Origin of the sequence: Brachybacterium sp. GCM10030267, assembly GCF_042666875.1 — a bacterium.
Lineage (GTDB): Bacteria > Actinomycetota > Actinomycetes > Actinomycetales > Dermabacteraceae > Brachybacterium.
In genome coordinates this window covers 271,299-292,713 of sequence record NZ_JBHTCX010000007.1, presented here as the reverse complement: position 1 = coordinate 292,713, position 21,415 = coordinate 271,299, and the positions used below count along the sequence as shown (strand labels likewise).

Below are 21,415 nucleotides of genomic sequence, written 5' to 3'. Positions count from 1 at the left end.
GCGAGATCGCGGCGCTCCCGTCGGGCCGACGGCGGACCCGTTCGACCGGGCCCGGGGCATCGGCCGCGCGCTCCCTCAGCCGCGCGCTCCCTCCTCGGAGCGGTCCAGGAGGCCCTCGTCCTCCCGGATGGCGGCGAGGGCGATGTCGCGGTAGCCGACCTCCTCGAAGAACACGGTCAGACGGTCCGGTTCCGCGGCCATCACCGTGCCCCTGCCGAACTCCCGATGGACCACGGCGGTCTCGGCCGGGAAATCGTCCGGCCGCTGCGCCTGTTCCTCCTGAAGCTCCTCGGCACCCGTGCTCTCGCAGACGTCGCACGCGCCGCAGTACGCCTCGGCGTCCTCCCCGAAGTAGGTCAGCAGCGCGCGGCGCCGGCAGGAGGTGGTTTCGGCGTAGGCGCGGATACGTTCGATTCGGGAGTCGTCGATCGCCTCGCGGGTCTCCGTCTGGTCCGAGGCGGCCCGCTCGGCCTCATCCGCGCTGATCCCGCTGCGGGCGCGGAGCCCGTCCCGGCGCACGGTGATGGTGCCGCTGTGCTCGAGCAGGTTCGTGACGCGCTTCTGGGCGCGTGCGGACAGGCCGGTGTGCTCGCGCAGCGCGGCGGGCCGGATCGGACCGTGCTCCGCGATCGCGGCGAAGACGGTGCGCACGTCCTCGGAGGCGGGGGCGCCGCCGGCGAAGTAGCGCTGCATCCCGAGGTCCTCGGGGCGGTAGTGCAGGTGGATGGTGGCGGGCTCGCCGTCGCGCCCGGCGCGACCGATCTCCTGGTAGTAGCTGTCCAGCGAGCCGGGGACCTGGGCATGGACCACGTATCGGACGTCGGGCTTGTCGATGCCCATCCCGAAGGCTGACGTCGCCACCACCACGTCGAGCTCTCCGGCGAGAAACTGCTCGTGGATCGCGTCACGGTCCCGGGCGCGGCGGCCGGCGTGATACGCCGCGGTGGTCAGACCACGCTCGGCGAGCTCGGCGGCGCAGGTCTCGGTGTCCCGGCGGGTGCCGGTGTACACCAGGCCGGTCCCCGGCAGCGAGGCGACCTGCTCGAGCACCGCCTGGTGCTGCTCGTCGGGGTCGCTGTGATGGGTCGCGGCGAGGTGCAGGTTGGGGCGGTCGAAGCTCTGGACCACCTCGACCGGATCGTCCATGCCGAGCCGGTCGATGATGTCGGCCCGCGTATCCGGGGACGCGGTCGCAGTCAGCGCGACCACGGCCGGATGGCCGAGGCGGCGGATCGTCTCCCCGAGGGCGAGGTAGTCGGGCCGGAAGTCATGGCCCCACGCCGAGACGCAGTGCGCCTCGTCCACGGCGATCAGGGAGACCTCGGCGCCGGCCAGGCGCTCGATCGTGTCCTCCCGGGCGAGCTGCTCCGGGGCGAGGAAGAGGAAGGTGGCCGTGCCGTCGGCCAGCGCGTCCCACGCTGCTCGGACCCTTGAGACCGGCAGCGAGGAGTTCACGGCGACCGCTCGGCCCGGACCGAGCTCGGCCTCGAGGCCCTCGACCTGGTCGGCCTGCAGGGCGACCAGCGGCGAGATGACCAGGGCAGTGCCCTGCCGCATCACGGCCGGCACCTGGTAGATCGCCGACTTCCCGTGCCCGCTCGGCATCACGGCCAGCACGTCCCGGCCCTCGGCCACGGCCGTCATCGCCTCGTCCTGGCCCTCGCGCAGCTCCTGCAGGCCGAACACGTCCCGGGCCGTGCTCCGCACCGACGTCTCGGACTCCTGCATCGTCTCCCCCGTCGTCATTGTGGCCATCTCGCCCTCTCCGCTCCGCGCCACCGCGGCCATTGTTCACCTCTCCGCGCATCGGGCACCGGACGCTCGGTAGGTCCCACCCGGCTACGATGGAGACGATGGGGCCGGATGCCAGCTGCCTGCCGGCATCGCCGCCCCGTCCCGGTGCATGCACTGCGGACGGGAAGGCCCCGGTCCCCCGCTCCGCCCGCCGTACGGCGGCCGCCGTCCCCAGGAGAATGCCGATGCCACGCGTCGTAGTCCATGTCATGCCGAAGCCGGAGATCCTCGACCCGCAGGGCAAGGCCGTCGCCGCCGCCCTGCCGCGGCTGGGCTTCACGTCCATCAGCTCGGTGCGCCAGGGCAAGCGGTTCGAGCTCGAGGTCGACGGCGAGGTCACCGATGAGGTGCTCGCCTCCCTCCGCGAGGCGGCCACCACCTTGCTGTCCAATCCCGTGATCGAGGACGTCGTCGCCCTCGAGGTCGAGGACGACCGGACCGCCGCGGAGGCTCAGGCCTGATGCGCGTCGGCGTGGTGACCTTCCCGGGCACGCTGGATGATCGCGATGCCCTGCGGGCCGTGCGCCTGGCCGGCGGCGAGCCCGTCGCGCTCTGGCACGGCGAGGACTCCCTGCACGAGGTCGACGCCGTCGTGCTGCCCGGGGGCTTCTCCTACGGCGACTATCTGCGCGCCGGGGCGATCAGCCGGTTCTCCCCCGTCATGGAACGTGTCGTGGACGCGGCGCGCGGCGGCATGCCCGTCCTGGGCATCTGCAACGGCTTCCAGGTCCTGTGCGAGGCCCACCTGCTGCCCGGTGCCATGATCAAGAACGCCCACCGCACCTTCCTGTGCCGTGACCAGCCGCTCCGCGTCGAGAACACGCGCACCGCCTGGACTGGCGCGTTCGAGCAGGGCGAGGTGATCCGGATCCCGCTGAAGAACCAGGACGGCCAGTACGTCGCCGACGAGCGCACCCTGGACGAGCTCGAGGCGGAGGGGCGCGTCGTCTTCCGCTACACCGCCGGCGCCACCCACGGCCCGGCCGGTTTCGAGGCCAACCCCAACGGCTCCCGCCACGACATCGCCGGCATCACCAATGCCGCGGGCAACGTCGTGGGCCTGATGCCGCACCCCGAGCACGCCGTCGAGGCCGGCTTCGGGCCCGACGAGCCCGGAGCGGGCACCCGCACCGGCACCGACGGGCTGGGCCTGTTCACCTCGGTGCTGGGCAGCCTCGTCGCCTGAGACCGGGGATGCTCAGGCGCGCGTCGCCGAGAGCACGGTGAAGCGCCGGTCGCGGGCCTGCTGACGCACCGGCCCGACGCGTTGCTCCACTTCCGGCCGATAGCGCAGGTAGGAGTTGTGGACGAACCACAGCTGTCCGCCCGGCCGCAGCACTCGTGCCGCCGCATCCAGCAGCCCGTGCACCAGGGTGGCGTCGATGGCGGTGCCGGCGTGGAACGGCGGGTTCAGCACGACCAGGTCCGCGGTGCCGTCGGCCACCCGGGACAGGGATGCATCCCAGGTCACCGCGATGCTCTCCCGAGTGAGGCCGTTCGCGGCCAGGGTCGCCCGCGTGGAGGCGACGGCGTCGGCATCGTCGTCGCTGGCCAGCACCCGCGCCGCGGGCAGCGCCGCCGCAAGATAGGCGGTCAGCAGCCCGTTGCCGCTGCCCAGATCGATCGCGCTGATCGTGGCGGCGGCATCGGGTTCCCCGGCTGGGCCCGTCGCTCCCGGCAGGCTGCGGTCCAGGGCCTCGAGCAGCAGCAGGCTGCCGGCATCGGCCGAGGCCCCGCCGAACACTCCCCCGATGCCGCGCACCGCGAGGTCGCGCTCCTGGCCGCGCACCCGGACCCGCGCGATGCCGGTCGCCGTCGCGGCCGGTTCGATGTGCTCGCGGGGAGAGGACGCGACCAGAGTCCGGGACTTCCCCAGGCCCCGCGAGGCGTGGACCTCGGCGAAGACGCGGGCGAGCACCTCGTTCTGGCTGCGGGTCATGTGCTTGACGCGGCCCCCGGCGACCAGCGTGACCTCGCCGGCCCCGGCGAGGTCCCGGCAGCGATGCTCGAGGTCGGCCAGAGCCTTCGGCAGTCGCATCAGGGCCAGGCGGGGCCGGGCCGAGACCGCCACGTCGGCGACCGGGATCGGGCGGTCGCCGCCGGGGACCTGGAGACGGCCCGCGGCGATCTCGTCGCGGAACCGGCGGCGGAGGGCGTCGGTCGTCGCGTACGAGCCGGCCCAGGAGATCACCGGCGCCGAGCCGTCGGCAGCCGCTTCGGCGTGCTCGGCGAGCGCCGCCGCGGTGAGCTCTCCCGTGGCGTCGTCGAGGACGAGCACGGGGCCGGGACCGGAGAGCCCCTGCTCGTCGGCCGCCGTCCGCAGGATCACCCGGTCGGTCTGGTCGGGGCCGCCGGAGGCGGCCGGGGCGGGCCGATCAGCCGGGGCGGGCCGATCAGCGGGAGCAGGCGTGCTCACGTCGGCACGGGATCCGCCGTGGTCGGGGTCGGGATGTGTCATGGGGTGCTCCGTCATGCGGTGGGGCGGCCGGCTCGCCCGCGGGAACGCAGGCGACCGTTCGGCAGCTGTGGGGCCGGGATGGCCGGTGGGGTGTGCGGGGCGAAGGGGCCGAACTGCTCGTCCTCGGCGCCGAGGCCGCCGCGCTCACGGGCGATGCCGGCGATCGGGGCGTCCTCCAGACCGAGCTCGACGCCGATCTCGGCCTGGTAGCGGGCGCGGAACTGCTCGATCTCCTCATGGGTGCGGCCCACGAAGTTCGACCACATGATGATGTCCTCCCCCAGCGGCTCACCGCCGAGCAGCATCACGCGGAGGTCCTCCCCGTCGTCGGCGCGGAGCTCCAGGTGATCGGCGCCGTCGGGCAGCACCGCGAGCTCGCCGCGGCCCGCGTCGAGGGAGCGCGCCCCGGTGCGCAGCAGCGCCCGGCCGCGGTCGACGAGCACGCCGTGCTCGTGGCCGGGCTCGAGGTCGAGGCGCAGGGACGCGCCGGCGCCCAGATCGATCTGCGCCATCGACAGCTCGGTGTCGGTCCTCAGCGGGCTGTGGTCCTCGAGCACGTCGCCGGCCTCGTCCACCGCTCGCAGGCGCCCCATGCCCACCCGTATCCGAGCCGTGTCGGTGGCGCGCGGGGCGGGGGTGTGCATCGCGAACTCGCGGGTGGTGAAGCGGGTGCGTTCGGGCAGGGCGTACCAGAGCTGGACGCCGTGCAGGACGGTGGTGTCGTTGGTGGAGAACTCCGAGTGGGTGATGCCCGCTCCGGCGGCCATCATGTCGACGTCGCCGGGGCGCACCAAGGCGTGGCTGCCGATCGAGTCCCGATGCGTGATCGCGCCCTCGAACAGCCACGACACGGTCGCCAGCCCCGTATGCGGATGCCGCGCCACCTGCATGCCGCCGCCGGTGGAGACGTCGTCGGGCCCGAAGTGGTCGGCGAAGCACCATGCGCCGATCAGCGAGGTCTCCTTCGCGGGCAGGGTGCGGTGCACGCTCATCCCCCGCGGCCCGCCCAGGGGGACCTCCCGTGGGCTGAGCAGGAGGAAGTCGGTCAGCGGGCTCATGGGTCGAGTCTAGGCGGGCGGAGCCCGAACAGAGCCCGGCCCGATCCGGTCCCTGACGGTGCTCCCCGTGCCGGGGTCCGTACGCTGAGGCCATGACTCTCCCCGTCCTCGTCGACTGCGACACCGGGATCGACGACGCGATCGCCCTGACCTACCTCGCCGGCCATCCCGACGTCCGGATCGCGGGGGTCGTCTCGAGCGCCGGCAACGTCGAGGTCGCGGCCGTCCACCGCAACAACCTGGTCCTGGCCGAGCTGCTCGGCATCGACGCCCCGGTCTCCCGTGGGGCGGCCGCCCCGCTAACCGCCGACCTGATGACGGCCGACGACACCCACGGCCCCCAGGGACTCGGCCATGCGCATCTGCCGGAGCCGACGACCAGCGGCGACCCGCGCGAGGGCGCGCAGCTGTGGGTCGAGACGGCGCGGGCGCATCCGGGCGAGCTCGTCGGCCTGGTGCTCGGCCCGCACACGAACCTCGCCCTCGCCCTGGAACTGGACCCGGAGCTGCCCCGTCTGCTGCGGAGGCTGCACATCATGGGCGGGGCCATCAATCATCGCGGCAATACCGGCCCGACCAGCGAGTGGAACATCGCCGTGGATCCCGAGGCCGCACAGCAGGTGCTCGCGGCGTTCACCGGCGCCCCGCAACGGCCGGTGCTGGGCTCCCTCGAGGCCACGGAGACGGTCCGTTTCACCTCCGCGACCCTCAGCCGGCTCCAGGGGACCGCCGACCGCACCGGTCACCCGGTGGCCACGATCCTGGTGGACGCGCTGCGCTGGTACTTCGAGTTCCATCAGGCCGACGGGTTCGGCTGGATGGCGCACGTCCACGACCCACTGGTGGCCGCTCATGCGGTCACCGGCGGCTTCGCGCGCACGAGACCGCTGGCGGTGGATGTGGAGCTGACCGGCATGCTGACCAGGGGGCAGACCGTCGGCGACGAGCTGGGTCGGTGGGGACGCGCACCGAACGTGGACGTGCTGACGGACGTGCGTCCCGAGGAGTTCATCGACCACCTGCTACAGATGCTGCAGGACGCACTGAGCGGCGGGAACCGGTCGCTCTGAGCGGCGGGGACGGGACGCTCAGCCCAGCGTCGTGACCTCCACCTCGAAGCAGCGGCGCGGCCCCTTCCCCGAGGACGCCGCGCGCCAGCCCACGCAGCGGACCGAGCCGCTCTCGTCGTGATCCTCATAGGCCACCAGCACGGTGCCCGGCAGGGTAACGGGCGCGTCGAAGGAGACGTCCCAGCGCAGCGGGCGGGAGAGGTCCACGCGTGATTCGGTGAAGGCACGCGAGGCGGTGTACATCCCGTGCGCGATCGCCCGCGGGAAGCCGAACGCCCGGGCGCTGAGGGCCGAGAGATGGATCGGGTTGACGTCACCGGAGACCGCGGCGTAGCGGCGACCGGTGTCTGCCGGCAGCCGCCAGCGCCCGGTCGGCGGCGGCGGCTCGAAGTCCCGGCGCGCGGTGGGTTCGCCGGAGCTCCCGCCGCCCTGGTCGCGGTCGCCGTCCGCCGCGCCGTCGCCCTTGGCCAGGTACGTCGAGACGTCCGTGGCGATGATCTCGCCGTCCTGGCCGAGGATGGTGGAGACGGCCTCGAACGTGCGGCCCTTGCGGTGGGGCCGCAGGTCCCTGACCCGGCACTCGACGTCCACCAGCTCCCCGACCCGCACCGGACGGTGCTGGAGGACCTGGTTGCGCAGATGGACCAGGCCCAGCAGCGCGAAGGGGAAGTCGCGCCGGGCCATCAGGGCGAGGGAGAGCGGGAAGGCGAGGACGTGCAGCACGCCGGGGTGGACGAGATCCGTGGCCGGCCCGCCCAGAAAATGGTCGAAGTCGCGGGCGCGCTCGGCGTCCAGTCGCAGGCCGCGCACCCGGTAGGCGACCTCGGGGAGAGCCGCAGGGGCGGCCGCGCCCGCCGCGCTCCTCGAACCCCGGGGACTCCGCGGGCCTCGCGCGCGGCCGCGGTTCGAGCGAGGATCCAGCGCGGCGGCGTACACGGCGGGGAACGAGGGGACGTCGGCGAGGTCCTTGACCCGCTCGCGGGAGGGCTCGGACGAGGCGGAGGTCATAGCGCTCACCTCCCCACCAGGTTCTGTCCGCACACCCGCAGCGTCTCGCCGCGGAGGCCCCCGGCCTCGGCGGAGGACAGGAACGAGATCGCCTCGGCCACGTCCACCGGCAGGCCGCCCTGCTGCAGGGAGTTCAGACGCCGGGCGACCTCCCGGGAGACCGCCGGCATCCGCGCGGTCATCTCCGTCTCGATGAACCCGGGGGCGACGGCGTTCGCGGTGCCGCCGACGGGCTCCAGGCGGGCGGCGAGCGCCTCGACGAAGGCGATCACGCCGGCCTTGGAGGCCGCATAGTTCGTCTGACCCCGGTTGCCGGCGATTCCGCTGGTCGAGGCCAGCGAGACCACGCGAGGCTGATCGCCGAGCACATCACCGGCCTCGATCAGTGCCTCGGTGAGGGTGATCTGGCTGGCGATGTTCACCGCGAGCACGGGGTCCCACTTCTGCGGGGTCATGTTGGCGAAGAGCTTGTCGCGGGTGATGCCGGCATTCAGCACCACCGCGTCCAGCACCAGGGAGCGCTCGCGCAGGAACGAGATCAGCCGGTCCCCGGCACCGTCGGAGGTGACGTCGAGCTGGATCGGTACGGCGCGGAGCTCATTGGCCAGACGGGAGAGCTCGGTGCCGGCGGCGGGCACGTCCAGGACCACGAGCCGGGCGCCGTCGGCCGCAAGGGTGCGGGCGATGGCCGCGCCGATGCCGCGGGCGGCGCCGGTGACCAGGGCGGTGCGTCCGGCCAGCGGCGCGGCGGCGTCCCCGGTGGCCGAGCCGGCCTCGCTCGAGACGGTGAGGAACTGGCCGGCGACGAAGGCGCTGCGGGCCGAGAGCAGGAACCTCAGGGCGCCCGTCACGCCCGGCGCGTCCAGGCCGACCCCGTCCGCGACCAGGATGCCGTTGGCGGTGGCCCCGCCGCGCATCTCGTGGGCGAGTGAGCGCAGGAACCCTTCGACCCCGCCACGGGCGGCGTCACGGGCCGGGTCCTCACCGCGCGCGGGCCGGGAGATCGTCACCACGCGGGCGCCGGGCGCGAGCGAGCGCATCGCGCCGGCCAGCGGCAGCAGGATCCGGCCGAGGTCCGAGGGGGTGGAGACCTCGTCGAGCACGGCGACCACGGAGCCGACGGTGCGCAGCTCCTCGAAGCGGCGCCGGACATCGGCTCCCCAGGACAGCAGCAGGTGCGCCACGGCGTCGGCGCCCTCCGATTCCCCGAGCACGACGACCGGCCCCAGCACGGGTTCGGGCCGGTCGCCGCGGCGCGGCAGCGGCGCGGGCCGGGGCAGGCCGGCGCGGGAGGCGATGAACCTGCCCGGGCCGGAGCGGACGAAGCGGGTGTAGGCGTCGGTCATGAGTCCTCCAGGAGGCGTGGGGCGCGCTCGGCGGCGCCGGGGCGGGGTCGGTGCGCGGCCGGGCCGGCGCATGACCGGGCCGGCGCGCGGGCGGATCAGGGCGCGACGGACTCCAGCACCGCGACGGTGCCCTGGCCGGCGGCGGCGCACACCGAGACCAGGCCGCGCTGGACGCGGCCGGTCTCCCGGGCACGCTCGTCGAGAAGCTTCGCCAGGGTCGCCACGATGCGCCCGCCGGTGGCGGCGAAGGGGTGCCCGGCCGCGAGCGAGGAGCCGGCGACGTTGAGCTTGCTGCGGTCGATGGCGCCCAGCGCGCCGCCCCGGTCGAGCCGCTCGCGGCAGAACTCGTCGGACTCCCAGGCCTTCAGGGTCGCCAGCACGGTGGCGGCGAAGGCCTCGTGGATCTCGTAGAAGTCCAGATCCTGCAGGGTCAGGCCGTGGTCGTCGAGCAGCTCCGGCACCGCGTAGACGGGTGCCATCAGCAGCCCTTCCTGACCGTGGACGAAGTCGACCGCCGCGGTGCGGGCATCGACCACGCGGGCCAGCGGCCGCAGGCCGCGCTCGTCGGCCCATTCCCGGCTGCCCATCAGCACGGAGGAGGCGCCGTCGGTCAGGGGCGTCGAGTTCCCGGCCGTCATGGTCGGTTCGGCGACCTGCGGGGACTTCGTCCCGAAGACGGGCTTGAGCGAGGCGAGCTTCTCGAGCGACGAGTCCGGGCGGAGGTTCTGGTCGCGGGCGAGACCGCGGTACCCGGTGACCAGGTCGTCGAAGAAGCCGGCGTCGTAGGCCGCGGCAAGATGCTGATGGGAGGCGAGCGCGAGCTCGTCCTGGGCCTGGCGGTCGATGCCCCACTGAGCAGCGGTCAGAGCCATGTGCTCACCCATCGAGAGCCCGGTACGGGGCTCTCCGTTGCGCGGCGGGACCGGGGCGAGGTCCGCCGGGCGGATCGCACCGAGTGCCTTGAGGCGCTGCACGGCGGTCTTGGCGGAGAACGCGCGGTGCAGGATCCGGCGCAGGCGCGGGGTGACCTCGATCGGGGAATCCGAGGCGGAGTCGACGCCGCAGGCGATGCCGGAGTCGATCTGTCCCAACTGGATCCGGTTGGAGATGTGGACGACCGTCTCCAGGCTGGTCGCGCACGCCTTGGACAGGTCGATCGCCGGGGTGCGGGGATCCAGCGGCGTGCCCAGCGCGCTCTCGCGGGTGAGGTTCAGGTCGCCGGCCAGCTTGAGGACCGCGCCCCCGGCGACCTCGCCGAGCTTCGCGCCCTGCAGGCCGAAGCGCGCCACCAGGCCCTCGAGGGTCGCGGTGAGCAGATCCTGGTTGGAGATGCCAGCGTAGGCGCCGCCGGCGCGGGCGAACGGGATGCGGTTGCCACCGAGGATCAGAGCCTCGCGCGGGAAATCATTCACTGCTGTGCACCTCTTCGTGGGACTCTTCGTCAGAGAACGTCTCGTCGGGTCGTCGGGAGACGCGGAACCAGATTCTGCGGAGAACTTTACCTAGGACCGCCGGTACTTGATACCGTAGGTTCCGTGAACGCGACGACGCAAGCCCCCGTGGACGGACGGTCGGCCCGCTGGGCCCAGCACCGGGAACAGCGCCGCGCCGAGCTGCTCGACGTGGCCCGGCACCTGATCCACGAGCAGGGCCCGGACGTGACCATGGAGGACATCGCCGCGGCCTCCGGCACCTCGAAGTCGATCGTCTACCGCTACTTCGAGGACAAGGCGCACCTGCAACGTGCCCTGGGCCGCAGCATCCTGTCCACCATGCATCGCAAGCTGGTCGCGGAGCTGCGGGCGCTCGAGTCCGACGCCGGGCGCAAACCGGACGCCGACGAGCGCATCCGCGCGATGATCCGCGCCTATGTCGAGACCACGCAGCGCTCCCCCGGCGTCTACCGCTTCGTCACCCGCCCCAGCGACGGGCTGAACCACTTCCTGCACGCCGTGGCGCGCCTGGTGACCACGTTCCTGCCCGAGGAGGTCCCCTCCCCGCAGCTGTGGGCCCACGGAGCGGTCGGCTTCGTCGAGGGCGCGGTCGACACCTGGATGACCGAGCTCGAGGAGTACGACAAGCACGGGAACCACGAGCACCACGACAGGCGCGAGAAGCACAGCACGCAGCGGGAGCGCGGCGAGGCCGCCGACGGCGACGCCGCTGTCCCCGCACCCATCACCTCCGACCAGCTCGTCACCTACCTCGTCACCTGGCTCATGAAGGGAATGCACGCATGACCATTCGCACCGAGCACACCGGTCCCGCCCAGCGCACTCCGCACTCCCGCGCGAGCGCTGGCACCACCGCCTCCAGCAGCAGCGATACCGCCACCGGGCCGACGACCGTCCCCACGGGCGCCACCACCGCCGCACCCACCGGCCCCATCCCGGTGCCGCCGGAGGGCTCCGCCCGCCTGGACGTCGAGGCGGTCTCCGAGGCGCTCCTGGGCCGCTGGGCCGAGACCCGCCGCACCGCCCGCGAGCGCGCCGCCCGCCCCGAGCTGCACCGGCCGCTGGACCACACCGTCGCCGAGCATCGCGAGCGGGTCTTCACCCAGCTGCAGAGCCTCGCCGCGGAGAACGTCTCCTGGCCGATGCTCCCCGAGCACCTCGGCGGTCCCAACGACAACGGTGCCAACGTCGCGGCCTTCGAGGAGCTCGTGGTCGCCGACCCCTCCCTGCAGATCAAGGCCGGGGTGCAGTGGGGACTGTTCACCGCCGCGATCGTCCAGCTGGGTGACGAGGAGCAGCAGCGGCGGTGGGTGCCGGATGCGATGGACCTGACCACCCCCGGTGCCTTCGCGATGACGGAGATCGGCCACGGCTCGGACGTGCAGTCCCTGGCCACCACCGCCACCTACGACCCCGCCACCGAGGAATGGGTCATCAACACCCCGTTCCGCGCCGCCTGGAAGGACTTCCTGGGCAACGCCGCGATCCACGCGCGCGCCGCCACCGTGTTCGCACGACTGATCACCCGCGGCGTCGACCACGGCGTCCACTGCTTCTACGTGCCGGTGCGGGACGAGCACGGCCGGCTGCTGCCCGGGGTCTCGAGCGAGGACGACGGCCCCAAGGGCGGTCTGAACGGGATCGACAACGGGCGCCTGGCCTTCGAGGACGTGCGCGTGCCCCGCACCAACCTGCTGAACCGCTACGGGGACGTCGCCCCCGACGGGACCTACAGCTCGCCCATCGAGTCCCCCGGGCGCCGCTTCTTCACCATGCTCGGCACCCTCGTCCAGGGGCGCGTGTCGCTGGACGGGTCCGCGGTGCGCGCCGGCCAGCTCGCCCTGCACATCGCCATCACCTACGCGAGCCAGCGCCGCCAGTTCACCGCGGCCGACCCCACCCAGGACACCGTGCTGCTGGACTACCAGGCGCATCTGCAGCGCCTGCTGCCCAAGCTGGCCTCGACCTACGCGGGCGCCTTCGCCCATGAGCAGCTGCTGCAGGCCTTCGACGACGTCTTCTCCGGACGCACCGAGGAGCCCGAGGCCCGTGAGGACCTCGAGACCCTGGCCGCGGCGCTGAAGCCCACCTCGACGCGTCTCGCCCTGGACACCATCCAGGAGTGCCGCGAGGCCTGCGGCGGTGCCGGCTTCATGGCCGAGAACCAGCTGGTGGGCCTGCACCAGGACCTCGATGTGTACGCCACCTTCGAGGGTGACAACACCGTCCTGCTGCAGCTGGTCGCCAAGCGCCTGCTCAGCGACTACACCTCCGAGCTGCGCAGCGTGGACCGCGCCGGCATCGGCCGCTTCATCGCCAAGCGCGCCGAGGTGCTGGCCAAGCGGCACACTCCCTGGGCACGGCTCGCCCAGGACCTCAGCGACCGCGGCAGCACCCGTCGTGCGTTCGACTCGATGCGATCGCGCGATTTCCAGGAGGAGATGCTCACCGCCCGCGCGCGGGTGAAGGTCGAGGAGGTCGCCCTCGCGCTGCGCCCCGCGGCGAAGATGGATCCCGCCGACGCGGCCGCCGAGGTCAACAAGCACCAGGTGGAGATGCTGGAGGCGGCACGCGCCCACGCCGATCTGGTGCGCTGGCGCGCCTTCACCGCGGGCATCGAAGATCTCGAGGATGAGGGCTCCCGCGCCGTGCTGACGGACGTGCGCGACCTCTACGGCCTCAGCACCATCGAGGACGACCTGGCCTGGTTCCTGCTCAGCGGGATGATCTCCTCCCAGCGCGGACGTCAGATCGGCTCCGATGTGCGGCGGCTGCTGTGGCGGCTGCGCCCGCACGCGCTGGACCTGGTCGCGGCCTTCGACATCCGTCCCGGTCATGTCCGCGCTCCGATCGCCCTCGGCGGGGAGCAGGAGCGCCAGGACGAGGCCGCCGCCTACTACCGCGCCCAGCGGGCCGCCCACGACGCGCCGGTCAGCGAGAAGGCGCTGCGCGATAAGGAGAAGAAGGCCCGGCGCGAGGCGCGCGGCCGCGGCTCGGCTGCGCGCGAACGCTCGTAGACTGGGCGGGCCGCGACGGCTCCCGTGAGGTCGCGCCGGCTCTCCTTGTCCCCGTGATGAACGGATCCGATCCCGCGATGACCGCTGACCACGCCCACGCCTCTGCGACCGTCCCCTCGGGAAGCCGACCCGGGGACGGCGACGTCGACACCGTCGACGTCGCCGCCTCGACCCCCGAGCAGGCGCAGCCCTTCGCGGCGCTGGGCCTCAAGGACGAGGAGTACGCCAGCATTCGCGAGATCCTCGGGCGGCGACCGACGAACGCGGAGCTGGCCATGTACTCGGTGATGTGGTCGGAGCACTGCTCGTACAAGTCCTCCAAGAAGCATCTGCGCACCTTCGGCGAGCGCACCACCGCCGCGATGCGGGAGAAGCTGCTGGTGGGCATGGGCGAGAACGCCGGCGTCGTCGACATCGGCGACGGCTGGGCGGTCACCTTCAAGGTCGAGTCCCACAACCACCCCTCCTACGTCGAGCCGTACCAGGGCGCGGCCACCGGCGTCGGCGGCATCGTGCGTGACATCATCTCCATGGGCGCGCGACCCGTCGCCGTCATGGACCAGCTGCGCTTCGGTGCCATCGACCATCCCGACACCGCCCGCGTGGTCCACGGCGTGGTCTCCGGCGTCGGCGGCTACGGCAACTCCCTGGGCCTGCCCAACATCGGCGGGGAGACCGTGTTCGACCCCGCCTACCAGACCAATCCCCTGGTCAACGCCCTGTGCCTGGGCGTGCTGCGGCACGAGGACATCCATCTGGCCTCGGCCACCGGACCCGGCAACAAGGTCGTGCTGTTCGGTGCCCGCACCGGCGGTGACGGCATCGGCGGCGCCTCGATCCTGGCCTCGGAGACCTTCGACGAGGGCGGGCCCGTCAAGCGACCCAGCGTCCAGGTGGGCGACCCCTTCATGGAGAAGGTGCTCATCGAGTGCTGCCTGGAGCTGTTCTCCGCCCACACCGTCGAGGGCATCCAGGACCTCGGCGCCGCCGGCATCTCGTGCGCCACCAGCGAGCTCGCGGCCAACGGGAACTCCGGCATGCACATCGATCTGGAGAACGTGCTGCTGCGTGATCCCACCCTGAACGCCGGCGAGATCCTCATGAGCGAGTCGCAGGAGCGCATGATGGCCGTGGTGCGCCCCGAGAAGCTGGCCGAGTTCGAGGCGATCACCGCCAAGTGGGACGTCGAGGCCGCCGTGATCGGCGAGGTCACCGGCGAAGGACGGCTGACGATCGATCACCACGGTCGCCGCATCGTCGACGTCGACCCCTCGACGGTCGCGGTCGACGGCCCCGTCTACGACCGCCCGTACTCCCGCCCCGACTGGCAGGACGCCCTGCAGGCCGATCGTGCCGAGGCCCTCCCCCGGCCGCAGGGCGCCTCGGAGATCGCCCAGGCTCTGCGCGACCTGATCTCCTCCCCCAATCTGGCCGCGACGGGCTGGGTCACCGACCAGTACGACCGCTACGTCGGCGGGAACACGGCGCTGGCGATGCCCGACGACGCGGGCGTGATCCGCGTCGACGAGACCACCGGCCGCGGCGTCGCCCTGGCGACCGACGCCAACGGCCGCTACACCAAGCTCGACCCCCGCACCGGCGCGCAGCTGGCCCTCGCAGAGGCCTATCGCAACGTCGCCGCTGCCGGCGCGACGCCGCTGGCGGTCACCGACTGCCTGAACTTCGGCTCCCCCGAGGACCCGGGCCCCATGTGGCAGCTGGTCGAGGCCATCGGCGGCCTCGCGGAGGCCTGCGAGATCCTCGGCGTCCCGGTCACCGGCGGCAACGTCTCGCTGTACAACTCCACGGGCGAGCCCGGCCGCATCGACTCCGCCATCCACCCCACTCCGGTCGTCGGCGTGCTGGGCGTGCTGGAGGACGTCGCCCGGCGCGTGCCCGCTGGCTGGCAGGAGGACGGACTCTCGGTGCTGCTGCTCGGCACCACTGGCGAGGAGCTGTCCGGCTCGGCCTGGGCCGACGTCATCCACGGCCACCTCGGCGGGCTGCCCCCGCAGGTCGACCTGGAGGCGGAGCGGGCCCTCGCCCAGGTCCTGGTGGCCGCCTCCAAGGAAGGCCTCGCCGCCGCGACCCACGACCTCTCCGACGGCGGGCTCGCGCAGGCCCTGGTCGAGGCCGCGACGCGCTTCGGCACGGGCGCCACCGTCGATCTGGAGGCGCTGCGGGCACGGGACGGAGTCGATCTGCCCACGGCACTGTTCTCCGAGTCCCAGGCTCGGGCCCTGGTCGCGGTCCCGGCAGAGCGTGAGGAGCGCCTGGCGGCGCTGTGCGCCGAGCACGGGGTGCCGCAGCTGCGCCTCGGCTCCACCGGCGGCGACACGCTCGACATCCAGGGCGTCGCCGCCTTCCCGCTGCGCGAGCTGCAGGACCTGCGCGGGGCGACGCTGCCGCGTCACTTCGGCTGAGCTGCGCCTCAGCACCCATCGCGCTCACCTCACATCGCTCGCCGGCCTCGCTCAGCCCGCACCATCCCGACTCGTCGGCCTCGCTCGGCCCGCACCATCCCGACTCGCCGATCCGTTCCACCGAAACGTGCCGAGCTCGGCACAGATCAGTGGAACTGCGCGGCGTGGCGCGATGGATTGACGGGGCACGAACGGCGTGGGCAGACCAGACAGGGCTAGGGCCCGAGAGCCGGCTCCCTCAGCCGGGCGGACGTCGCCCGAGAGCCGGCTCCCTCAGCCGGGCGGACGTCGCCGGAGAGCGCGCCGGCCATCACCGAGGGCACGTCGAGCGTCGTCGAGGGCACGTCGGCCCAGGCGTCCGGCCGCCCGTACGGCCCGGCCACCCGTCCCGGTCAGCTCGGCGCCGGCCCGTTCCTCACGGAGCTCGGCAAGCTCCGCCCGGGTGGCGCCGAGCTCCTCGCGCACGGCGCGCAGTTCCTCGAGGACGCGTTCCTCGCTGCGGCCCAGGAGGGTCTCGGTGTTCTTCGAGAGGAACATCGGCAGCCCGATCCCGTGCTCGCGGGTCCACTCGCGGAAGTACCGCTCGCGCAGCTCCGCGTCGAAGTGGCGGTGGCCGTGGCTGAGGCTGAACATCGAGTTGCTGCTGGGCCCGGTGGCGGTGGGCCGGTGCCGCCACTGCGCGAGGGGACGGTCGAGGAATCCGACGTCGAAGCGCTGCAGCAGCTCGAGATGGAACGCGTAGTCACCCACCACGGGCAGGGATTCGTCGAACTCGCCGACGCTCTCGTGGACGCGGCGGCGGTGCAGGATCGCGATCGGCGCGTGGCGGTTGACCGCGATGTAGTCCAGCAGACGCGCGCCCTCCAGCTCCGGCCACGAGCGGAACGCCTCGTCCTCCACGAAGCCGCTGGGCGTCTCGTGCTCGTAGACCACCAGGGTGCGCACCACGACGGCGTCCTGCTCCGGATGCGCCGCGAGATGGGCGAGAGTCTCCTGGAGAAAGGTGGCGTGCCAGGTGTCGTCGTCGTCATGGACGGAGACCACGGGCGCGGTGGACTCGCGCAGGCCGTGGTTGCTCGCCGCTTCCATCCCGGTGGAGCGCTCGCGGTGCAGCACCCGGATGCGTCCGCCGCTCTCCGCCTCATAGCGTGCGACGGCCTCGTCGACGCCGCGGCGATCCCCGGCGTCGTTGACGATCACCAGCTCCCAGTCCTGCCGCGTCTGGGCCAGGACGTCCTGCAGGGCCCGATCCAGCATCCGGGCCCGGTCGCGGGTGCGCATGATGATGGAGACCGACGGCTCCGGGGCCGGCGTCCCGGTCGTGGTCATCCACGGTGCGAGCTCTTCCCGCAGTTCGTGGGGCCAGCGCTGGTGCGGCTCGATCCCGGCCCCGGCAGGGTCGGCGACAGCCGGCATGCTGGAGGCCTCGACCGCGGGGGCGCTGCCCCGCCCGGCTGACCCGTCCTGTGCGCGAAGCACCGAGGCCACGGTGTCCCACCAGTCCGCGGCGGCCTGGAGCAGCGCAGGGCGCACCGCCTCGAGATGGGCGCGCTCGCTCTCCCGGGCCGCGACGAGGGCGTCGACCACGGAACCGACCAGATCGGACGGGCCGGCGCCGACGGGGTCCCAGAGGGCGGCCAGCGGGACCACTCCGCCGGCGAGGCCCAGGTTCCGCAGGGCCCCGTCCATGCGGGAGGCGCCGTAGCGGTTCAGTGGCATCGCCAGCACCGAGGCCCCGGCGGCGGCTCCGAAGACGACCGGGTGGAAACGCGTGGTGACCACCCAGGCGGCGCGGGCGGTGCGTGCGGTGGCCGCGGTGTCGGGCTCTATCGGGCACACGGTGGCCGGCACCGTCAGCAGGTCGGCGACCTCGCGGTGGACCTGCAGATCGCCCCCGCCGGTATCGGGGTCCGCCATGTGGGGAACCAGCTCGACGCGGGCGCCGGTGCGCCGGGCGAGCTCCTCGATCACCGCGGCGGCCACCGCGACGTAGTCGGCCCGCGGGAACGGATCACCGTCCCCGCCCAGCGTGACGCTGATCAGCTCGGGGTCCAGCGGAGTCTCCGGCTCGAGGCCGACGGCGTCATCGAGAGTCTGCACGACCGCCGGGTGGCCCGGGCACAGCCGACGGGCGATCCCCACGCTGTGGTGGTCCCGCAGGCCGACGACCGAGCACAGCTCGAGCAGCCGGCGCACGCTGTCGCGGTCGGTGTCGGTCAGCTCCGGGCCCAGGCTCTGGCCGCTGAGGATCACCGGCTTGCCGAGCGAGTGCGCCACCTCGGCGGTGGCCACGCGCTCGTCGAGCAGCCACCCGTAGCGGGAGGTGAGGCTCCCGCCGCCGCCGATCACCAGCGCATCCACGGCACGGAGACGCTCGATGATGCCGAACAGCTTGTCCTCGGCCGGAAGGGCATCGAGCTCTCCCGCGAGCACTGCCCGGATCTCCTCGAGGTACCTCGCCCGATCCTCGAGCGGCCACGGGAAGGTGAGCGCCGGGATGGCCGACGCCGGGGCCGTGCCGTCGGGCCCGTACTTCTCGTGCCGGGAGATGCGCACGACGTCGAACCCGCGAGCGGCCAGCCGCCGGGAGGTCATCGTCGCGATGGCCTCGTCCCCCACGTGGTAGACGGTCTGATCGACATCGCACAGCACGGCGACCTTCACCGGCATCTCCTTCCCGGCGGGCAGCCAGTTCGTCGCCTCAGAGCCCGCGCTCTTCCATCCAGCGGATCATGAAGGCGGCCATCGCGTCCCGGGCGATCGGCTCCACCGGGCGGAAGGTGCCGTCCGACCAGCCGGTGCTGATGCCCGTGGAGGCCAGCCAGCTGATCTCCTTCGCGAACTGATGGTTCGAGGGGACGTCCCGGAACGGGTTCGAGGTCCCCGAGGACGGCCGCCCGGAGGCACGGTACAGGAATGCCGCGACCGCGCCGCGCTCGATCGAGGCGGTGGGACGGAACGTGCCGTCGGACCAGCCCTCGACGATGCCCTCCGCATGCGCCCACGTGATCTCCTTGTAGTACATGCGGCTCGGTGGCATGTCCGAGAACGGTGATCTGCTGGGCGGGGTGAAGCGCGGGGATCCGAGAGCGCGGTAGACGAAGGCGACCATCGCATCACGCTGGATCGGGTCCAGCGGACGGTAGGTGCCGTCCGGCCAGCCGGTGGTGATACCGCGCTCGGCGAGCTCCTCGATCTCCTCGCGGTACATCATGCCCGGGGGGACGTCGACGAAGCGGGACTCCTGGAAGCTCACAGAGCTGCCCGACTTGACGGCCACGCCGTTCTCGAAGGACTGGTAGCTCTTGCCGCCCCGGTGGGAGACGGAGCTGGTCGGGCGCCCCCAGGAGGGCTGCCACTCCTGGGCCACCTCGCTGACGTAGCCGACGGCCTTCTCCGCACCCCTGTGCATCACGAGCCCCTTGGTGAGCACCGTGACCCAGTAGGTTCCCGTGCTGTAGGCGCTGCGGACCACGGTGCCGAGCTTCGCCGCTCCCCCAGCGGCGTTGAACGCCGTCAGGTGATGCTTCCACCCGTGGTCCATGTAGTACTGCGCATCGCCACGGATCCGGTCGAACTCCTGGTACAGCTGGTACCCGGGGCACTCGGTGTGGTTCACATCGCGGTGGCCCATCACCTTCGCGAGGGTCTGCGTGGAACCGGCGTCGAAGCGGGTGCCGCTGGCGATCGAACTCCAGGTGGACGTGCTCCACACGCGCTCTTCGAACGTGCTCAGGAGCTTCCACGCCACGATCCGGGAGACCGCGTCCCGCGCCGCGGCGGAAGGTTCGGTGGAGCTGTAGTGGCCCAGCACGGAGATGCCGAAGGAGCCGCGGTTGAATCCCGTGGCGTGGGCACCCTGGATGTTGCGGTGGAGGCCGCCGCTGCGGCCCTCGAAGATCCGACCGTACTTGTCGACCAGGATGTTGTACCCGATGTCCGCCCACCCCAGGGTGCGCGTGTGGTACGTGTGAATGCCCCGGACGATCTGCGCGGACTCACTGCTGCTGTAGCTGTTGGTGCCCGCGGTGTGGTGGATGATCACGGCTTTGAGCTCGTCGCGCCCGTACGTGGCTCCTGTCCTGCCCTCATCGGCACCCCAGGTCGCACGCGCGACGAAGGAGGGTGTCGAGCCGGGAAGCAGTGGAGTGGCAGGGTTCGCCGCGGCGCGGGTCGACATCATCCGCGGTTGTGCCTGCAGGTCCTGTGACTGCGACTGGGAGGTGTACGGCCCGCTGAAGTCTCCGACCATCTCGTCGCCCTCGGTCGGCGACGTGGTGACGATGTGCGCCGTGGCCTCGGAGGTCACGTCCCCGCCGTCCAGTTCGGCGCGGATCTGCAGCGCCGAGACCACGCCCAGCCACGCCAGCTCCGTGCCGGGGGCCTCCTCGCCGCTGTCCGGGTCCTCGGCGATCTCGAGTTCGCACCACGGGGTCCAGTTCCCGTCCTGCCCGAGACCGCGCGCGTGCACGGCCGGGGCCTCTGAATCCGCCGGCCAGGTGAGGCCGACCATCGTCGCCGGCTGCTCGGGAAGATCGCGTGCCTGCCCGCCGTCGACGTCGATCAGCGCGTAGTCCGCGAGCGGTACGTCCAGGATGCGGGTCTCCCCATCCGTGACCGAGGGGTCGGCGACGGCCGGAGACATGGACAGCGCAGCCGTCGCCGCCGGGACGCCGACGGCCGTGGCGGCGAACAGCGTGCGGCGGGTCATGCCCGAGCGAGGGCGGGAATCGGCGGTGGAGTCGGTGGCGGGGGGAAGATTCCGCTGAGACATGAGGGGCTCCGGATCGTAGGGGAAGGCGCGGAAGCGGGGGCGCGGAAGTGCCGGACAGCGCTGCAGGACCCGGTCCGCGACCTCCCCGTGAGGTCGCCGGCCCCCACCGGCGGCTTCCGGGCCTAACCATATACCGGCCGGCGTCGGACATCCCGGAGGCGCGGCGCCGCACCGCGTGGCCTCCGCCCCCCGATCTCACCGGCGCCGGAACGACCAGCCTCCCCGGGAGGGGTCTCACCCGGGCTGCTCCAGAGTTCATCGGGCGTTGCCCCGCCGTTCACCCCCGACCAGGGGCACGGGGAAGACGGCGTACGTCGTCGACGGAGGATCCAAGGCGCCGGGGGAACGAGAAGGGCGGGCCGACGGGATCTCTCCCGTCGGCCCGCCCTCGGCGTGGCGCGTCGTGCGCGATCAGGCCTTGTCGGCCTGCTCGTCGTCGCTCTCAGCGGCCGTGTCCTCGGAAGCGGCGTCCTCGGAAGCAGCCTCCTCGGACGCGGTGTCGTCGGATGCGGTCGCCTCGGCGTCGGTGTCCTCGGACGCGCTCGCCTCGGCGGCGGTGTCCTCGGCAGCGGACTCGTCGGTGCTCTCGGTCCGGGACGCGTTCTTGGCGGCGCCCTCGGCCTCCTTCACCACGGCCTGCTTCGGGGAGTACTCCTCCTGGACGAGCTCGATCACGGCCATCGGCGCGTTGTCACCCTTGCGGGGGCCGATCTTCGTGATGCGGGTGTATCCGCCGGGACGCTCGGCGAAGGTCGGGGCGATCTCCTCGAACAGCGAGTAGACGACGCCGCGGTCGCGGATGGTGCGCATCACGCGGCGACGCGAGGCGAGGTCGCCCTTCTTGGCGAAGGTGACCAGGCGCTCCGCGTACGGACGCAGGCGCTTGGCCTTCGACTCCGTCGTGGTGATCGCCTTGTGGCGGAACAGCTCGGTGGCGAGGTTGGCGAGGATCATCCGCTCATGCGAGGGGGATCCGCCGAGGCGCGCGCCCTTGGTGGGTGCAGGCATGGTCG

At 72.6% G+C, this 21,415-nt stretch carries 15 protein-coding genes; 6 read left to right on the top strand and 9 right to left on the bottom strand.

Features of this window, described 5'->3' with window-relative positions; all coding sequences use genetic code 11:
* Nucleotides 1–75: 75 nt before the first annotated feature.
* Nucleotides 76–1,755, bottom strand: a complete 1,680-nt coding sequence (locus ACFQS2_RS06660; protein WP_377019945.1) for a RecQ family ATP-dependent DNA helicase — start codon at nt 1,753–1,755, stop codon at nt 76–78.
* Between the two features lie 224 nt (nt 1,756–1,979).
* On the opposite strand from ACFQS2_RS06660, the gene purS reads away from it, so the two are divergent.
* On the top strand, nt 1,980–2,255 hold the full coding sequence (gene purS, locus ACFQS2_RS06655) for a phosphoribosylformylglycinamidine synthase subunit PurS (protein WP_377019946.1): 276 nt from the start codon (nt 1,980–1,982) through the stop codon (nt 2,253–2,255).
* A complete protein-coding gene (gene purQ / locus ACFQS2_RS06650; protein WP_377019947.1) occupies nt 2,255–2,980 on the top strand; it encodes a phosphoribosylformylglycinamidine synthase subunit PurQ in 726 nt (241 codons plus the stop codon). The genes purS and purQ overlap by 1 nt, the downstream gene beginning before the upstream one ends.
* 12 nt (nt 2,981–2,992) lie before the next feature.
* Here purQ and ACFQS2_RS06645 read toward each other — a convergent pair whose 3' ends face one another.
* Together ACFQS2_RS06645 and ACFQS2_RS06640 are read right to left on the bottom strand one after the other, a co-directional pair.
* Nucleotides 2,993–4,252: a class I SAM-dependent methyltransferase gene (locus ACFQS2_RS06645; RefSeq protein WP_377019948.1), complete on the bottom strand. Its 1,260-nt coding sequence runs from the start codon at nt 4,250–4,252 to the stop codon at nt 2,993–2,995.
* A gap of 11 nt (nt 4,253–4,263) precedes the next feature.
* Nucleotides 4,264–5,310: a pirin family protein gene (locus ACFQS2_RS06640; RefSeq protein WP_377793102.1), complete on the bottom strand. Its 1,047-nt coding sequence runs from the start codon at nt 5,308–5,310 to the stop codon at nt 4,264–4,266.
* Between the two features lie 92 nt (nt 5,311–5,402).
* Here ACFQS2_RS06640 and ACFQS2_RS06635 point away from each other — a divergent pair, with 92 nt between their 5' ends.
* Nucleotides 5,403–6,380, top strand: a complete 978-nt coding sequence (locus tag ACFQS2_RS06635; RefSeq protein ID WP_377793101.1) for a nucleoside hydrolase — start codon at nt 5,403–5,405, stop codon at nt 6,378–6,380.
* Nucleotides 6,381–6,398: 18 nt separating this feature from the next.
* Here the strand turns inward: ACFQS2_RS06635 and ACFQS2_RS06630 are convergent, their stop codons facing one another.
* The 3 genes from ACFQS2_RS06630 to ACFQS2_RS06620 all read right to left on the bottom strand — a co-directional run bounded on the left by ACFQS2_RS06630 (nt 6,399) and on the right by ACFQS2_RS06620 (nt 10,146).
* A complete protein-coding gene (locus tag ACFQS2_RS06630; protein WP_377793099.1) occupies nt 6,399–7,388 on the bottom strand; it encodes a MaoC/PaaZ C-terminal domain-containing protein in 990 nt (329 codons plus the stop codon).
* Between the two features lie 5 nt (nt 7,389–7,393).
* The gene (locus tag ACFQS2_RS06625; protein WP_377793097.1) at nt 7,394–8,734 is read right to left on the bottom strand and encodes a 3-oxoacyl-ACP reductase; all 1,341 of its coding nucleotides are present in this window, start codon (nt 8,732–8,734) and stop codon (nt 7,394–7,396) included.
* A 95-nt stretch (nt 8,735–8,829) separates the two neighbouring features.
* Complete coding sequence (locus tag ACFQS2_RS06620) at nt 8,830–10,146, bottom strand: acetyl-CoA C-acetyltransferase (RefSeq protein ID WP_377793096.1); 1,317 nt, start codon at nt 10,144–10,146, stop codon at nt 8,830–8,832.
* 123 nt (nt 10,147–10,269) lie between these two features.
* Here ACFQS2_RS06620 and ACFQS2_RS06615 point away from each other — a divergent pair, with 123 nt between their 5' ends.
* From ACFQS2_RS06615 to purL, 3 genes are all read left to right on the top strand, one after another.
* Nucleotides 10,270–10,974: a TetR/AcrR family transcriptional regulator gene (locus ACFQS2_RS06615; protein WP_377793094.1), complete on the top strand. Its 705-nt coding sequence runs from the start codon at nt 10,270–10,272 to the stop codon at nt 10,972–10,974.
* Complete coding sequence (locus ACFQS2_RS06610) at nt 10,971–13,205, top strand: acyl-CoA dehydrogenase (RefSeq protein ID WP_377793093.1); 2,235 nt, start codon at nt 10,971–10,973, stop codon at nt 13,203–13,205. Before ACFQS2_RS06615 ends, ACFQS2_RS06610 begins: the two co-directional genes overlap by 4 nt.
* 77 nt (nt 13,206–13,282) lie before the next feature.
* Nucleotides 13,283–15,628: a phosphoribosylformylglycinamidine synthase subunit PurL gene (gene purL / locus ACFQS2_RS06605; RefSeq protein WP_377793092.1), complete on the top strand. Its 2,346-nt coding sequence runs from the start codon at nt 13,283–13,285 to the stop codon at nt 15,626–15,628.
* Nucleotides 15,629–15,901: 273 nt separating this feature from the next.
* Here the strand turns inward: purL and ACFQS2_RS06600 are convergent, their stop codons facing one another.
* The 3 genes from ACFQS2_RS06600 to rplQ all read right to left on the bottom strand — a co-directional run bounded on the left by ACFQS2_RS06600 (nt 15,902) and on the right by rplQ (nt 21,410).
* On the bottom strand, nt 15,902–18,292 hold the full coding sequence (locus ACFQS2_RS06600; protein WP_377793091.1) for a polysaccharide pyruvyl transferase family protein: 2,391 nt from the start codon (nt 18,290–18,292) through the stop codon (nt 15,902–15,904).
* Nucleotides 18,293–18,329: 37 nt separating this feature from the next.
* Nucleotides 18,330–20,402 (bottom strand): S-layer homology domain-containing protein, encoded by a 2,073-nt coding sequence (locus ACFQS2_RS06595; protein ID WP_377019960.1) that lies wholly within the window; start codon nt 20,400–20,402, stop codon nt 18,330–18,332.
* A 411-nt stretch (nt 20,403–20,813) separates the two neighbouring features.
* The gene (rplQ, locus tag ACFQS2_RS06590; RefSeq protein ID WP_377019961.1) at nt 20,814–21,410 is read right to left on the bottom strand and encodes a 50S ribosomal protein L17; all 597 of its coding nucleotides are present in this window, start codon (nt 21,408–21,410) and stop codon (nt 20,814–20,816) included.
* Nucleotides 21,411–21,415: the final 5 nt, after the last annotated feature.